11 protein-coding genes, 1 tRNA gene and 1 other RNA gene are annotated in these 15,463 nt (G+C 69.5%); 10 read left to right on the forward strand and 3 right to left on the reverse strand.

The genetic code is table 11. The features are described 5' to 3' along the window. Positions 1 to 104 precede the first annotated feature (104 nt). The 3 genes from smpB (at position 105) to Vqi01_RS10740 (ending at position 2,133) form a co-directional block, all read left to right on the forward strand. Entirely contained in the window at positions 105 to 584 is a 480-nt protein-coding gene (gene smpB, locus Vqi01_RS10730) for an SsrA-binding protein SmpB (RefSeq protein WP_204034588.1), read from the forward strand. Between the two features lie 132 nt (positions 585 to 716). Continuing rightward, positions 717 to 1,098: a transfer-messenger RNA gene (gene ssrA, locus Vqi01_RS10735) on the forward strand. 90 nt (positions 1,099 to 1,188) lie between these two features. Beyond that, positions 1,189 to 2,133 carry a hypothetical protein gene (locus tag Vqi01_RS10740; RefSeq protein WP_204034589.1) on the forward strand — a complete coding sequence of 315 codons (945 nt, stop codon included), beginning with the start codon at positions 1,189 to 1,191 and terminating at the stop codon, positions 2,131 to 2,133. Positions 2,134 to 2,188: 55 nt separating this feature from the next. On the opposite strand, the gene mdlC is transcribed toward Vqi01_RS10740, so the two are convergent. After that, complete coding sequence (mdlC, locus tag Vqi01_RS10745) at positions 2,189 to 3,784, reverse strand: benzoylformate decarboxylase (protein WP_204034590.1); 1,596 nt, start codon at positions 3,782 to 3,784, stop codon at positions 2,189 to 2,191. Positions 3,785 to 4,069: 285 nt separating this feature from the next. On the opposite strand from mdlC, the gene Vqi01_RS10750 reads away from it, so the two are divergent. The 7 genes from Vqi01_RS10750 (at position 4,070) to Vqi01_RS10780 (ending at position 13,200) form a co-directional block, all read left to right on the forward strand. Further along, positions 4,070 to 4,660, forward strand: coding sequence for a YqgE/AlgH family protein (locus Vqi01_RS10750; protein WP_204034591.1), 591 nt, complete (start codon positions 4,070 to 4,072; stop codon positions 4,658 to 4,660). 100 nt (positions 4,661 to 4,760) lie between these two features. Next, positions 4,761 to 4,833 (forward strand) — tRNA-Ala (locus tag Vqi01_RS10755). A 517-nt stretch (positions 4,834 to 5,350) separates the two neighbouring features. Next, entirely contained in the window at positions 5,351 to 5,743 is a 393-nt protein-coding gene (locus tag Vqi01_RS10760) for a hypothetical protein (RefSeq protein WP_239098312.1), read from the forward strand. Continuing rightward, on the forward strand, positions 5,740 to 6,429 hold the full coding sequence (locus Vqi01_RS10765; RefSeq protein WP_204034593.1) for a nucleotide exchange factor GrpE: 690 nt from the start codon (positions 5,740 to 5,742) through the stop codon (positions 6,427 to 6,429). Before Vqi01_RS10760 ends, Vqi01_RS10765 begins: the two co-directional genes overlap by 4 nt. Then, positions 6,426 to 8,099 (forward strand): Hsp70 family protein, encoded by a 1,674-nt coding sequence (locus Vqi01_RS10770; protein ID WP_204034594.1) that lies wholly within the window; start codon positions 6,426 to 6,428, stop codon positions 8,097 to 8,099. The genes Vqi01_RS10765 and Vqi01_RS10770 overlap by 4 nt, the downstream gene beginning before the upstream one ends. Beyond that, positions 8,096 to 10,183: an Hsp70 family protein gene (locus Vqi01_RS10775; protein ID WP_204034595.1), complete on the forward strand. Its 2,088-nt coding sequence runs from the start codon at positions 8,096 to 8,098 to the stop codon at positions 10,181 to 10,183. Before Vqi01_RS10770 ends, Vqi01_RS10775 begins: the two co-directional genes overlap by 4 nt. Next, positions 10,180 to 13,200 (forward strand): SaeA-related protein, encoded by a 3,021-nt coding sequence (locus tag Vqi01_RS10780; protein WP_204034596.1) that lies wholly within the window; start codon positions 10,180 to 10,182, stop codon positions 13,198 to 13,200. The genes Vqi01_RS10775 and Vqi01_RS10780 overlap by 4 nt, the downstream gene beginning before the upstream one ends. 32 nt (positions 13,201 to 13,232) lie before the next feature. Here the strand turns inward: Vqi01_RS10780 and Vqi01_RS10785 are convergent, their stop codons facing one another. Beyond that, positions 13,233 to 13,784, reverse strand: a complete 552-nt coding sequence (locus Vqi01_RS10785) for a hypothetical protein (RefSeq protein ID WP_204034597.1) — start codon at positions 13,782 to 13,784, stop codon at positions 13,233 to 13,235. Positions 13,785 to 13,827: 43 nt separating this feature from the next. Next, on the reverse strand, positions 13,828 to 15,360 hold the full coding sequence (locus Vqi01_RS10790) for a hypothetical protein (RefSeq protein ID WP_204034598.1): 1,533 nt from the start codon (positions 15,358 to 15,360) through the stop codon (positions 13,828 to 13,830). Positions 15,361 to 15,463 lie beyond the last annotated feature (103 nt).

The following is a 15,463-nucleotide window of genomic DNA, read 5'->3' on the forward strand; positions in this document are numbered from 1 at the left end:
CCGGAATAATCGGCGCGGAAGGGCCCTTGTCGTTCGGGTAGCATGATCTCCGCTCTTCCGCCGGTCGCCGCCGGTGCGAAGCGCTCACGAAGGGGGGCGCGGCAATGCCACGGGAAAAGGGGCGCAAGGTCGTCGCCTCCAACAGGAAGGCCCGTCACGACTACGCCATTCTCGACACGTACGAGGCGGGCATGGCGTTGACCGGCACCGAGGTGAAGTCGCTGCGGGCGGGACGGGCGTCGCTGGTCGACGCGTTCGCCCAGGAGCGGGACGGCGAGGTGTACCTGCACGGCATGCACATCCCGGAGTACACCCAGGGCACCTGGACCAACCACGAGCCTCGGCGCACCCGCAAGTTGCTGCTCAAGCGGCTGGAGATCGATCGGCTGATCGGCAAGACCCGGGAGAGCGGGCTGACTCTGGTGCCGTTGCAGGTCTACTTCTCCGACGGTTGGGCCAAGGTGGAGATCGGCCTGGCCAGGGGCAAGAAGGCGTACGACAAACGCCAGGACCTCGCCAAACGGGACGCTGACCGGGAGATGGCCCGGGCGGTGGGCCGGCGAGGCAAGGGGATGCGTGACTGATTTGCCCTGATTGCGCCCCGGTGCCCGATCCGATCGGCGTGCTGGTTCGGCGAGTCGGTCCGGGCTCGGGATGAATCCGGTTGCGGCAGGCGTTAGGCTTGTCGGTGCCGTCGGAATCCGGCGGCCTGTCGAGGGGGTGACTGGTTTCGACTTCGTACGTTGAGGCAGGGGAAGCGAGCCGAGGAAGCCGACGTCGTCTCGAGAATCGTTCGTCGGAAAACAATAAGCGCCGAGGACAATCGCGTTCGCGGTGACTTCGCTCTCGCCGCCTGAGGCGAGTAGCGAGTCTGTCGGCCTGGGAGCGCCTTCGACCCAGTTAGCCGGCATCAGCTAGAAGGCTGGCCAACCGGACCCGGTCGCGGGGTCCGTGCGGCGAGATCAATCAGCGACTGGGCCCGTCACACCGACTCGCTCGCGTGATCGGAGGGGCCGAGTAGAGGCACAGCGAGCTGCGCTCGGAGAAGCCCTGACAAGGCGGCGAAGGACCCGGGTTCGATTCCCGGCACCTCCACCACTTGGCCTGCGCGCCCCGGTCACCCGATCGGGGCGCGCAGTCGTCTCTCCGCTCGGGGAACCTGGCTGGTCGGCGGCCCGTCAGACCGGCATGCGTCGTACCGTTCTGTTGGGCTTGTCCCTGATGCTGACCGTTGCCGGTTGCGCTCCTGCGAGCACCGGCCCGGCACCCCGTGACCGCAGCGATCCCCACGAGGCGTTCGACCGGCGGGCGACCGCGGTGGCCGAGGCGTGGCGACCCGGCCCGGAATGGACCGGCGGCTACCTGCCGCTACAGGAGCCGACGATGCTCATCGGCGACGCCGACTTCACGCCGGCGGCCAAGACGGCCTTCCTCGCCGGCTGGTACCGGAAGCAGGTCGACCTGCCGACCACTCGGCCCGCCGAGGGCACGATCCGGTTCCCGGACGGGAAATTGGACGTACCACTGGTCAGCGCTGTCGAGGCGTACCGCCAATTGAGCCAGGGTGACCCACCACCCTGCCCGGTCGGGCCGAAGGACCCGGCCACGCCGCCACCGGCCGCCCCGGGCGACGGTGGGCCGGACGAACCGGTGAGCAGCCGGCCGCAGGGCGGCTGCACCGCGCTCACCGTCACCGGCGTCGACTTGGGCGTCGCGCCCGTGCGCACCAGCCGTGGCGAGGCGCAGGTGCCCGCCTGGCTCTTCACCGTCGAGGAGATCGGCGCCGTGGTGGCGCGGATCGCGGTCGCGCCGCATGCGGTCGCTGCCGCCCCCGAGCCGGTGGCGCCGTCCGAGCCCGCGCCTCGGGGCCTGGTCAGCGCGCAGGACATCGAGGCCGTCGACGGAGCGAAGCTGACCTTCCGGCTCGGCGTGGGCAGCTGCGACACCGGGATCACCCCACTGGTGCAGGAGCACGAGCACGTGGTGGTGGTCGGCGGAACGGTGGTACCGCCCACCGGGATGTGCGACGCCGCGCTCAAACTCGAGCCGGTCGCGGTGACGCTGACGGCTCCCCTGGGTGCCCGCCCGGTCCTGGAGGTGCTCAACGGCACACCGCTGCGGCTCGCACCGTAAAGCGTTAGGAAGGGGCCCTTCCTATACACCAGGCGTTAAAAGGGGGCCCTTCCTTTCACAGAATTGGGGGGATGTCGGGGCGGATGGGGGCCGGGAGCACCGTGGGGCCGTCGGCGCGCAGCGCCGTGGCGAGGGCCGCGCCGAGCTGCTCGGGTGTGTCGACCACCGTCGTGGCGCAGCCGTAGCCGCGGGCGACCGCGCTGATGTCGATGCCGGGCAGGTCCAGGCCGGGCACGCCGGGCGTGTGCTTCAGCTCGGCGAAGGCCTTGAGGATGGTGTACTGCTGGTTGACCGGAACCACGACCACCAGCGGCAGGCGCAGCTGGGCGGCGGTCCACAGGGACTGCACCGAGTAGTGGAAGGACCCGTCGCCGATCACCGCGACCACCGGCCGGTGTCGGCCGGTGTCCCGCTGGGCCAGCGCGACACCGACGGCCGCCGGCAGGCCGTAGCCGAGGCCGCCGCTGGCCATGGTGAAGTACGACCCGGGCCGGTTGAACCGCAGCTGGCGGCGCAGCGCGGACAGGTTCGACGGCGATTCCTGCACCAGCACCCCGTCCTCGGGCCAGTACCGGGCCAGCGCGGCGAAGAGCGCGTCGGCGCTGAGCGGGACGGAATCCTCCACCGGCGGCGGTTCGGCGCGGGCCGGCGGTGGTGGTCGGTCCGCCGACGGCACCAGTTCGGCCAGCGCGGCGAGGGTGAGCCCGGCGTCACCGAGCAGGCTGTCGCCGACCGGGGCGCGGGCCGCCTCGTCGGGGTCGTCGGTGACGTGCAGCAGCCGAGTGCCGTCGGGCAGGGTGTCGCCGGGCACGTGCGGGTAGTAGCGGAACACCGGAGCGCCGACGACCAGCACCGTGTCGTGTCCCCGCAGCTGCTCGGCCAGCGGGCCGATCGCGAAGGGCAGCACGCCCCGGAAGTGTGGATGGTTCTCGGGAAAGGGGGTGCGCTCGGACGCGGGTGCCGACCAGACCGGCGCATTCAGCCGCTCGACCAGGGCGATCGCGGCCTGCCAGGCACCGGCCCGGTCCACGGCCGCGCCGAGCACCACGGCGGGTGCCCGGCTGGTGGCCAGCGCCGCGGCGAACCCGCGCAGCCGCTCCGGGTCGGGCGCGAACCGGGTGGCCACCGTACGGGCCGGTGCTGGCGGCTCGGCAGGCTGCGCCCAGTCGTCCAGCGGCAGGGAGAGGAAGACCGGCCCGGCCGGCGGCTGGACCGCGGCGGCGTACGCCCGCATCAACGCCGCCGGCACGTCCTGCGCCCGGACCGGCTCGTGCGCCCACTTGACGTACGGCTGAGGCAGCTCGGTGGGCTGGCGGGCGGTGAGCCGGGGTTCCAGCAGCAGCATCTCCCGGGTCTGCTGGCCGGCGGTGACGATCAACGGGGTGCGGTTGTGCCAGGCGGTGACGATGTTGCCCATGGCGTTGCCGGTGCCCGGCGCAGTGTGCAGGTTGACGTGCGCGGCCCGCCCGGTGGCCTGCGCGTACCCGTCGGCCATGCCCACCGCCGACGCCTCCTGCAGCGCGAGCACATACTGGAAGTCATCGGGGAACGCCTGCAAAAACGGCTCCTCGGTGGAGCCCGGGTTGCCGAAGACGGTGGTCATGCCCAGGGCGCGGAGCAGGTCGTAGGTGGTGTCGCGAACGGTTGCCATCGCCCCTGAATCTAGCCCGGCGCCTCAGATTTGCAGGGCCTTCTCGGTTTTGTCCGGCGTCCCAGCTCGCGGGCGCCCGCCGGTGGTCTGCGTACGCGTCGTCGCCGGTGACCTGGGCCTGACGAAAATCGGTGCCGATCGACCGGTGGTCAGGCCATCGCCAGGGTCCGTGGGCGCACGCTATCGTGCGAGGCATGGCAGTGACAGCGCGGATGGCACCGGTGCGGCCGGCCGTCCCGGGGTGTGGCCGGTTCCGCCTTCCGGTGCACGACTGACGGGTGCGTGATGCAGGGAGAGGGGCAGGCGATCGGCGGGCGGACAACGGAGGCGATGACCGGGAAGCTGCTGGTGGCGACACCAGCGCTGAAAGACCCGAACTTCGATCGTACGGTCGTGCTGTTGGTCGCTCACGAACCCGGTGGCGCACTCGGGGTGGTGCTCAACCGGGCCACCGAGGTGGCGGTGGCGGACGTGCTGCGCGACTGGGGTGACCTGGCTCGCCATCCGGCGGTCCTGTTCGAGGGTGGCCCGGTGCAGCCCGACTCGGCGATCTGTCTGGCCCGCATGCGCCAACCGGTCCGCCGGCTCAAGGGCTTCCACCAGGTCTCCGGTGCGGTCGGCACGCTGGACCTGTCGGTCGACCCGGACCGGCTGCGCGAGAACGTGCAGAGCATCCGGGTCTTCGCCGGGTACGCCGGTTGGGGCGCGGGGCAGGTGGAGCAGGAGATTGAGGAAGGCTCCTGGTTCGTGCTGGACGCCCTGCCCGGAGACGCCTTCGTCGACCGGCCCGACGACCTGTGGCCGATGGTGCTGCGCCGACAGGGCGGCATGATGGCGGCGGTGGCCCACTTCCCGCCCGACGTGGCGCTGAACTGACCCGGCGCGGCTGTGCTCGCGGGAGACCCCCGCGAGATGACCATGCCGGCGGGCGTGTGTATAGTTCTCCCAGTGCCCGGGAGACCGGGTGCGACACCAAGGGGCCGTGGCGCAGCTGGTAGCGCACCACACTGGCAGTGTGGGGGTCAGGGGTTCGAGTCCCCTCGGCTCCACCTTGTGTCCGTGCAGGTCAATCGGCATCAGTCACCGACTGGTGCCGATTGTTTGTGATCTCGTGGTCACATAGCGCCCCACACTACGTTGCGGCGATCGGTGTCGAAACGTCCGATAAAGTTGCCTCTGACCAGGGATTCTGCTCCTCGGGATGTCCGAGATGCCTAGGCCGGAATGTGGGGCGCAGAACCGTGTAGTACGGCGATGTCTGCTCGTGTCGCTACATACGGATCGGTCGCTGGTTTACCCGTTCGATGCCTTTCCGTCCGAGGGAAGTCCTCCGGCGAGTGATCGGGGCCCAGCAGTCGCCGATCTGCGTTGATTCAACGCCGTCTGACCTCCCGAAGCAAAGCGATTGGACTACCGGAAGCCCGATCTGGTCGTCCAGCCAATCCTTTTCGGTAAACGGCCAATATGGACAGACGGCCGAGGACCAATACGCGCGAGTGTGGTACTCATCGAAGGCGTTCGCCGTGTCGGGTCGGAGGTAGTGGTATGGACGTAGATGTGACTTCGGTGGCGGGGGCGGTGGTGCCGTTCGTGACAGCCGCCGTCGGAGCGTATGGCGCCGGCGTGATCAGCCGGATTCAGGACGGAGCAGCCGATGCGACCGTGAACATGGGTGGAGAGTTGCTTCGTCGCCTGCTCAGGCGTCCGGAATCGGCGCCGGAGCTGCAGCAGGCCGTCACCGATCTCGCCGTTGACCCTGCCGACGAGGGGCGGCTGGCCATCCTCCAGCTGCGCGTCCTGGAAATCCTGCACGCGGATCGGCAGATCCGCAGTGAGGTCGTCGAGATTCTCCAGGCGTCAAAGCCGGACGTGAGCGCCGTGGGCACCCGTTCCGTCGCCACCGGCAGTATGAGCGGCGGAATCGTGGTCACCGGCGACAACGCCCAGATCACCCGATGACGACGCCGCCCCACGGATCGGCCGAGGACCCGATGTCGGATATCCGCGCCGACGATGCCCCGCCCGGCGAGCCCGGTGTAACGCTGGAACGGCTGCTCGGCGAGATTCGCAAGTTGCAGACCAGCTTCGATGCCAAGATCCGATACGACGAGTCGCGGGAACGTTCGATCCAATCGATGAGCGACGAAATCGCGGCGTACCGGGAGAACAGGGCGCAGCTACAACTACGTCCACTCCTGATGGACCTGATCACTCTGTACGACGACTTGACCAGGGTCGGCGGGGCAAGCGACTGTGCACCGGGCACCGCCAAGATACTCGGTGAGTTCCGGGACGCTGTGGAGCAGACCCTCGCCCGTTACGGAGTGGAGCCATTCACCACAGCGGGAGAGGCGGTCGATCGGAGCCGGCAACGAGTGATCAGCGTATTGGCCGGTGACGAGCCGTCACACGACCGAAAAATCGCCCAGCGGCTGCGGCCGGGGTTTCAGTGGCACGACCAGGTGTTGCGCCCGGAGTGGGTGAACGTATACCGCTACACCGCGCCGAGCTCGTCGGCCGAGCCGAAGCCTTTGTCACCGGCCGAACTGGCCGAGCCGTCCGCTCTGCCGACAACGCCGGTCGAACCGAGCGTGCCGTCGGCCCCATCAGCCGTCCCGGAAGCCGACGAAGGAGCCCTCCATTGACCGACAGTCGTGTCTACGGCATCGACCTGGGAACCACCTACGCCTGCATTGCGTACTTCGACGACCGCAGTGGCCGGCCGATGATCACCCCGAACATCGAGGGGGAACTCACCACCCCGTCCGTCGTGCTCTTCGAGGACGAGCAGACCCGCGTCGTGGGGCGCGAGGCGAAGAATACCGCCGTCCTGGAAGCCGACCACGTGGTCGAGATGGTCAAGCGGGGGATGGGGACCCCGGAATGGCGCCGAGAGTTCTTCGGCCGGGAGTACTCCCCGGAGGAGATCTCCTCGTACATTCTGCGCAAGGTCGTTGACGACGCAGAGCGCTACGAAGGAGTGCGGCCGACGAAGGTCGTGATCACCTGCCCGGCGTACTTCGGCATTCCGCAGCGGGAGGCGACGGCGGCGGCCGGCAAGATCGCTGGCCTGGAGGTGCTGGAGGTCATCAACGAGCCGACCGCGGCGGCGATCACCTACGGCAGCCAGCACCCGGAGGACCAGGTGGTCCTGGTGTACGACCTCGGCGGTGGCACCTTCGACGTCACCGTCATCGAGGTCAAGGACCGGGCTATCACCGTCATCGCCACCGACGGCAAGCACGAGTTGGGCGGCCGGGACTGGGACGCGGAGGTGGTCAAGTACCTCGCCGCACAGTGGACCGCCCAACACCCGGGCGCGACGAGCGATCCGCTGGACTCCCCGGAGACCGTCCAGGATCTGTGGCTGCGGGCGGAGAGCCACAAGCGCACCCTCAGCAGTCTCATGCAGACCAAGGTGCCGGTGATCCATGACGGCCAGCAGGTCACGGTGCCGCTGACCCGGGAGAAGTTCGACGAGCTGACCCAGCACCTGCTGGCGGACACCGTCAGGTTGACCAGGAAGGTCATCGAGACCGCCGGCGAGCTGGGATACCCGACGATCGACCGACTGCTGCTGGTGGGTGGCTCGACGAAGATGCCACAGGTCGCCGAGCGGCTAGCTGCCGAGTTCTCCTTCGAAATCAAGGGCTTCGAGCCCGACCAGGCGGTCGCGAAGGGAGCGGCCATCTATGGCCAGAAGCTCGCGATCGGTGACGAGGTCTGGCGTGAGATCGGCAAACGGCTCCCGGACCACGCTCCGGATCGGGACATCGCCAGCGTGCCGGCGGAGATTCGGCAGGCGGCCGAGGAGGCTGTCGCCAGCGACCTGGGACTGCGGCTAGACACGGTGCAGCAGTTCGGCGAGATGACGGTCAAGAACGTGGTCAGCCACAGCTTCGGCATCCGGGCGTTGAAGGGCGATAAGGAGATCCCGGTCATCGCCAATCTCATCCTGGCCCAGCAGACGCTGCCGATCGAGGTCAAGGGCACGTTCGGCACCCGTCGGGAGGCGCAGCCGTCGGTCAGCATCGAGATCTACGAGAACACCTCCCGGGAGAAGTACGTCGAGGACTTCGAGACCGGCGAGCAGGTGGGCAACGCGATTCTTGAGCTGGCACCGGGGCTGCCGGCGAACTCGCCGATTGAGGTGACCTTCCAGCTCGACAACGACGGGCGGCTGCTGATCACCGGCCGGGACGGCTCACCGGGTGGCAAGGAGGTCACCGCCACCGTGCAGACCGACCGGGCCCTCTCGGCGGAGCAGGTCGCGCAGGCCATCGAGCACGCGCAGGGCATCCGGGTGATCGGTTGACCGGGCGGCTGGGCGAGTCGGCTCAGCTCGCCGTCGGTATCGACCTCGGGACCACGTACTCGGCGGTGGCGTGGATCAATCCGGACGGCGACCCGGAGATCATCCCGGACGCCCTGGGTGAGCCGCTCACCCCGTCGGTGGTCGGTCTCCTCGACGGCCGTCCGGTGGTCGGCGCGGAGGCGAAGGCGGAGCAGGCCCGGGGCGGCACCGAGGTGGCGCACCTGTTCAAACGGGCGATGGGTAACCCGGCGTACGCGTTTCCACTCGGCGGCGAGCTGTGGACCGCTCCGAGGCTCTCCGCGTTGGTGCTCCAGCGACTCAAGCGGCAGGCCGAGGCGGCACTCGGCCGCCCGGTGAGTCGGGCGGTGGTCACCGTGCCGGAGTACTTCACCCATCCGGAGCGGGCCGCCACGCTGGAGGCGGCCCGCCTCGCCGGGTTGTATGTACCCCGGATCATCAGCGAACCCACCGCCGCCGCCCTCGCGTACGGGTTGCGGCCGGGACCGCAGACCCGAACGGTCCTGGTGTACGACCTCGGCGGCGGCACCTTCGACATCACGCTCGTCCGGATTGCGGCGGACGAGATCCGGGTGCTGGGCAGCGCGGGCAACCACGAACTGGGCGGCCGGGACTGGGACGACCGCCTGGCCCAGCTCGTGCTGCGCGAGTTCCCCGCCGAGGCGGAGGCCCTGGCGGAGGAGCCGGACGCGCTGCTGGTGGAGGTCGAGAAGCTCAAGCGCACCCTCTCCGTCCGGCAGTCGACCGAGTTCCGGGTCCTCTTCGGCGGCCGGTCGCTGACCTGCCGGGTGACTCGGGAAGCGTTCGAGGAGGCCAGCCGGGACCTGTTGGAACAGACCGGCTGGCTCATCGACCAGGTCCTGCGGGACGCGGAGCTGGGGTGGGCCGACATCGCTGGCATGCTGCCGGTGGGCGGGTCGACCCGGATGCCGATGGTCCAGCGGTATTTCGAAGAACTGTCGGGTCGGCCCCCGATGGGTGGCATACATCCCGACCACGCGGTGGCCCTTGGCGCCGCGGCGCAGGCCGCGATCCTGTTGGAGGAGGAGGCCGAGACGCGGCTGCGGCTGGACGGATCGGTCGAGCCACTGCTGCGACTCGACGCGCCGCGCCGGGTCCACAACGTGGTCGCGCACAGTCTCGGCATGATCGCCGAAAACACCGCAGGTGACCGGTACGTCAACAGCGTCCTGCTGCCGCGTAACCGACCCATTCCCGGTGCGGAGACCCGGCCGTACCAGTTCCAACTGGACGGCAGCGGCACGGAACTGCTGGAGGTCTTCCTCACCCAGGGCGAGACCGACGATCCGGCCACCTGCGTCTACCTGGGCCGCTACCTGGTGACCGGCTTCCCGCCGGGCGCCCGGGGCCCGATCGTCGTCGACCTGACGTACGCCTACGACGACAACGCCATGGTCGTGGTCACCGCGTCGGAGGGAAAAACCGGCGGCGCGCTGCGGGTGGAGGTGGCCAGCCTGCCGGAGGACATCCCGCAGCGGTTCCTCGAAGCACCAGAGCGTCCTGTCTCCCGGGAACCGAAGACCATCTACCTGGCCTTCGACCTCTCCGGCAGCATGGCGGGCCATCCGCTGCTGGAGGCGCAGCGGGCCGCTCGTGCCTTCGTCAGCCAACTGGACCTCACCACCACCTCGGTCGGCCTCGTCGCCTTCTCCGACGATGTGGCGGTGACCCAGCAGGCGACCAGCAACGCAACCGAGATCGAGCACGCGATCCGTGGCCTGACGGTGGGCAGCACCGGCTACGGCAACGCCACCCACCCCTTCGACGAGCTGCGTGAGCTGCTGGAATCGGTGCCCGGCCGACGCTTCGGGGTGGTACTGGCCGACGGGGTGTGGGCGCGGCAGGATCTCGCCGTACGGCAGGCACAGAGGTGCCACCGCGCGGACATCGACATCGTCGCCGTCGGGTTCGGCGGCGCCGACCAGGCGTTCCTGCAGCGGATCGCCTCTTCGACCGAACAGGCGCTCTTCACCGATCTCGGTGAGCTCACCGCCGTGTTCGGAACGATCGCGCGGGAGATCACCGAGGGTGCCGCGGCGTCATGACCGGTCAGGACGACAAACGGCCGAACTTCTTCCTGTTGCTCGGGCTCGACCCCAACGCCTCTTGGGACCAGGCGCTGTTCACTCGCGAGTTCGCCCAGCATCGGGCGAGCTGGACGAAGGCATCGACCGGGTTGGGCCGGCGTGCCCAGGAGGCCAAGAAGAACCTGTTCTTGGCGAAGAAGATCGAGCAGCTCATGCGCGATCCCACGTTACGAGAGCAGGAACGAGACCAGGCCAGCCAGCTCCAGGAAGCCGGCCGGATCGCCCGGCGCAGGGATCTGAACGACCGGCTCGACGTCCTGCTCGCCCGGGGTTTCCTGCTCGACGAGGAGGTGAGCAAACTCCGGGAGGACTTCGCCGAGGCACTGGAGTCCAGCCCGGAGCTGCGGCAACGACTGGACGCGGCCTCGGTCCGTGAGGCGAAGCCGGCCGACGAGGCGTCGCTCGCCCCGTCCGTGGAGACGGAACTTCTCAACAATCTCAGCGGGGTCGGGGCGAAGTCGCTGTACGACGTGTTGCGGGACATCGACCAGGCGATCACCGACACCAGCCCACGCGAGCTGCTGCTGGCCGCCGCCGATCAGCTCGCCGACCGGGCCCACAAGATCAAGGACAAGCGCGACCCGAAGGTGCTGCACTGGGAACGGCTCAGCAGGCTCGCCCGAGTCGTGTTCGGTACCGAGGAGGAACGGCGCCGGCACGACGTGTCGATGCGGCGAGCCCAGCTCCGATTTCTGGTGTCGACCTTCGAGGAAGCCCTGTCCGTCGCTCGTGAGATGACCGCGGGCCAGGTGGAGCTGTTTCTGCGTAGGGCTCGGGAACAGGGGATCGACGATCTCGACGACGCCCGGTCCTATCTCGTCGCGTACTTTCAGACCCGGAAGTGGCCGGTACAACTGCCGGCCGAGGAGAGCCAGCGGCAGATCGCGCGCTTGATTCAATGCGTGTACTGCCATGAGTTGAACCAACCCAACGAGCGGGCCTGCCGGACCTGTGCGGAGGATTTGCAGATTCCCTGCCCGAACTGCGGTCAGGTCGAGCCACGGTACGGCGGCGGCTGCCGCTGTGGTTTCCCGATCGGGCAGCGGATGCTGGTGGAGAGTCTGCTCGTCGAAGTGCGGTCGGCGACGGAACGGCTCGACTTCGCACAGGCGGGGCTCCATCTGGAACGGGCGGAGCGGATCTGGCGCCTACCGCCCGGCCGGAGCGACGACCTGACCGTTTCGATCCTGGCCGCCCGAGGTGCGCTCGACGAGACACAGAGGCAGGTCACCACGATGGTGGCGACGGTCGAGCGGTTGATCATGGGGCGTCAGTTCGTCGCCGCGGAGCAGCGGTTGCGGGCCGCGTCCGAGGGACTGCCGCGGCGGGACCAACTGCTGAAGCAGGCCGGGCGAGCCGTGGCGCAGGCCCGAAAGCTCTACCAACGGGCGCGGCACCCCGACCTGCCGGCGGCCACCCGGGCCGAGCTGTACGCCGAGGCGCTGCGCATCTGCGACGACTTCGAGCCGGCCCGGTCGGAGCTTCAGCAGATCCCGCCGGAACCGCCCAGCCAGGTCGTCGCCCTGGTGGACAGCCCGGCCGTGGGAGTCCGGTTGACGTGGCGGCCCGCCCCCGAACCGGACGTCTCCTACCTGGTGGTTCGGGGCACCGCAACCCGCGCTCCGCGCCATCCCGAGGACCTGCCCGACCAACAGCGGCTCACCACGACGACCGAGACCACTTGGTGGGACCGAACAGCGACCGAGCTACCGGGACAGACGCTGTGGTACGCGGTCTTCACCGAGCGGCGCGGCACCTTCTCGACGCCGGCCGTAGCCGCGCCGGTGCTTGTCGCCGCCGACGCGGCCGACGTACGCGCCACCGCCCAGGACAGTGCGGTGGTGCTGACCTGGCGGGCACCTAAGCACGCCGCCCGGGTCGAGGTCCGCCGGACACCGCTCGACTCCGGAGCGGACGGGGCGGTGCTGACCGGATTCGCGGCCGGCCGGGCGGTCGACATCGAGGTCCACAAGGGAGTGCGCTACCGATACACGGTCCGGGTCGCCTACCGGGACGCCAGCGGTGCCCTCTGGTGGTCGCCCGGGGTGCACCAGGACATCACTCCGGTCGAGCGGCCGGCTCTGCCCGGACCACTGACCGTCACCGCGAAGCCCACCATCACCGGGATGTACCGGCACCGAGTGCAGCTACGGTGGCCGGCGGCGGACGCCGGGGCCGTCCGGGTGGTCCGCCAGGCCGGTGCTGGCTGGCTCCGGGAGGGCGAGGTGGTGGCCGAGAAGGTGCTGGGTCGAGACGGCCGCATCCTGGCCGATGGCGAGGACGACATCTGGATCGATTCGCAGTTCGACGTCTGCTCGTACTTTCCGGTGTTGTTGCTGGAGAACCTCGGCTACGTGGGCCGGGCCCGCCGGTACGCCCACGTCGACGAGCCGACCGACGTCGAGGGCGAGTTCGGTGGCGGGTCGGTCCGGCTGGGCTGGAGGTGGCCGGACGGGGCGGTGGCGGCGTTGGTCGGCCACGACGCGGTGGCGTTGCCGGTCGACCCGACCACCGCGCCCGGGCAACTCATGGTCAACCGGGTCGGCGCGGAGCTGTACGGCGGGCTTGAGCTGCCGGACGGCGGCGACGAACGATACGCCCTCGTGGCGACTGTGATACGCCGGGACGGGCTGGAGTTCGTGACCTCCGGTGTACCCGTGTCGGTTCGGCGGCCTGCTGTCCGGGTCGAGTACGCGGTCCGGCACCCGGCCCTTCGACGTCCCGAGTTGATCCTGTGGGCCGAACGGCCTACGGCGCTACCCTCTCTGGTCCTGGTCAGTCGGCTCGGACGGGCCCCGCACACCCGCGCCGACGGCACTGAGGTCATGAAGGTGCCCGAGCGGACGGTGCGCGGACAGCAGACGCTTGCGCTGCCGCGCAGCACCGGTGACGAGCCGCAGTACCGACTCTTCACCGCCACGACGAGCGACAGCGTGGCGGTGGAGTTGGCGCAACGGCCAGCGGTCAGCGCCTGACCGGCAGCGACGGGTGCGCTGTCGGGGCGCAGTCAGAGCTTGAACAGGTAGACGTCGATGGTGAGCGCCGAGGGCGGTGAAGCGAGGCTGAGGAACGGACGGTAGACCGTCCCCCGGAAGATGATTCCCTCGTCGCCCAGTTTCTTGAGTGCGGCGTTCGCTCGGCGGGCGATCCGCATGGCCCGGTCGGTGTTGTCGTTCGAGGCGCCGCCGAAGGTCAACACCAGCCCGGCGCGGCGGCCCTGCAAGCCGGGATGCTTGCGCACCTTGTTCTGCAACGTACGGATCGCCCGGGGATCGTTGGCCAGCAGGCCCTGCCAATCGACCGAAGTCAGCCGAATGCTGACCGGCTTGAGTTCCAGCACCGGCTCGGGGGTGGGGGACGCCGACGCCGACGGCGACGGCGATGCCGAGGCGGCCGGTTCGGGTTCCGCAGGCAGGGGCGCCCCCATCGTCGTCGCTACGAGATAGATCATCGCGAGTGCGAACATCAGGTCGGCGAAAAGCCAGCCGATGGTGCCGAAGACCAGGTTTCCCTGGTCACGTCCAGCCGCCCGGTACCGCCTTCGAGCCAGGAACCACATGCGACTTCCTTCCGCGGGTCGTAGGCTGGCTTGTTTCGCCTCGTCATCGGCTGAGGGGCCGGAACCTGGGCCACCATCCGCCCCGGCTGGTGCTCGCTGCCGCGAGGCCGGCCGCGACGCCGGCCAGGTCGCTGGCGACCCGGTCCAGGTTGGTCGCGGTCGCGTGCAACGCCCTGGTGGTCAGTTCGAGGGCACTGCCGGTGGTGACCAGGTCCCGGTCGACCTCGGCCAGCCGGGTGCTGGCGGCGACCACGTTGCGGGTCAGGGCCTCCAGGTCGGTGCGGAGCCGACCGCTCATCGTCTCGGTCGCCTCGCGCATCGAGGCCGCCGCCGTCGCCATGCTCGCCGAGTTCTCGGTGAGCCGCGCCACGAAGGCGCTCTGCGACTCGTCGATTCGCCGTAGGTGTTCGTCGATGGAGGTGACCGTCCTCGCGTGCGTACCGGTGCTCTCCGTGAGCAACTGCGCCGCGGCAGCCAGGTCGGTCACGCCACTGGCCAGCGTGGCGGCGCTGGTCTGGTATGTCTCGTGGTCGCCTCGGTACTCCCGCAGAGCTTCCCGGAAGCCGGCGAACAGCGGCGACATCTGCTCCTCGATGAGCTGCCGGTTGGCCGACCCGGCCTGCTGGAGAACCTCTTTGGCCTGCTCGGTCGTACCGGCGATCAGTTGGGCGTTCTCGGCGCGTACCGCGATCATCGTGGCCCGGGTCTCCTCCGCCAGCCCGCTGACGAACTCCCGTCCCTGTTCCTGGAGGGCCTGCGCGGCCTGCTGCCCCTGCGCGTACAGGGCGGCCAACTCCGTGCGGCCCTGCGCGTAGAGAGCGGTCACCGCCTCCCGCCCTTCGGTGACGAGTTGATTGTTCGTCTCGGCGAGGGCCTGAGTGTCGCGGACCGCCGCCTCCAGGAGGCGCTGAGTCTCGCCGAGCACCCGCTGTGCGGCCGCCGCCCACTCCTCCGCGGTCATCGGGGGCCGGATTCCGCTCGTCTCGGTGGCCAGGGCGAGGGCGGCAACCGCGTCGTCGGCTCGGGCGCGGAACCGACTGATGACCCGGTTGGCCTCGGTTTCCCGCCAGTGTGCCAGCACGGTGAGCACCAGCACCAGCGTGAGCATCAGGAAGGCGACGATCGCCGTTTGGGCGAAGGTGGGGACGAGGGCGCCGTCGAAACGCTGCTCCCAGAGCAGAAGGAAGGGCTGGGCGGCCAGCTCCGGGTTCGCCGTGATCTGACGGTGGTAATGCCAACTGGCCAGGCCGAGGAAACACCAGGTCAGCAGGAGAGGAACCAGGGCTGCCGCGTTGCGCCAGCCGTTGAGCGAACGAGCCCGGGCGTGCTTGAGCTCCGCGAGCTGGTCGAGCGGATGCTCGACGGCGAGCATCCGCTCCAGACTGGGGTAGTCGCGCCGGGCGGCCGCCCGATCCAGGGCGAGCAGACGCTCCGCGTCGGCCGTGGCACCGGCCGCGACCAGGTCGCCATGCAACGTCCGTAGCTTCCTGGCCGCCTCGGCGCCGTTGGGTTCCAGGGTGGCTACGTTCTCGAACGGGTCGTCGCTTGTCTGGGCCGTGGGTGGTACGGCGACCATGAACCGCTCCTCAGCAATCAGCGCGGATAAAGGGTGAAAAGCCGAAGCGTATCGACCTTAGGTACATCTGGTAGCGGACGAATCCGTCGGACCGCGCAACCCG

Origin of the sequence: Micromonospora qiuiae (assembly GCF_016863555.1) — a bacterium.
In the GTDB taxonomy this organism is placed as follows: domain Bacteria; phylum Actinomycetota; class Actinomycetes; order Mycobacteriales; family Micromonosporaceae; genus Micromonospora; species Micromonospora qiuiae.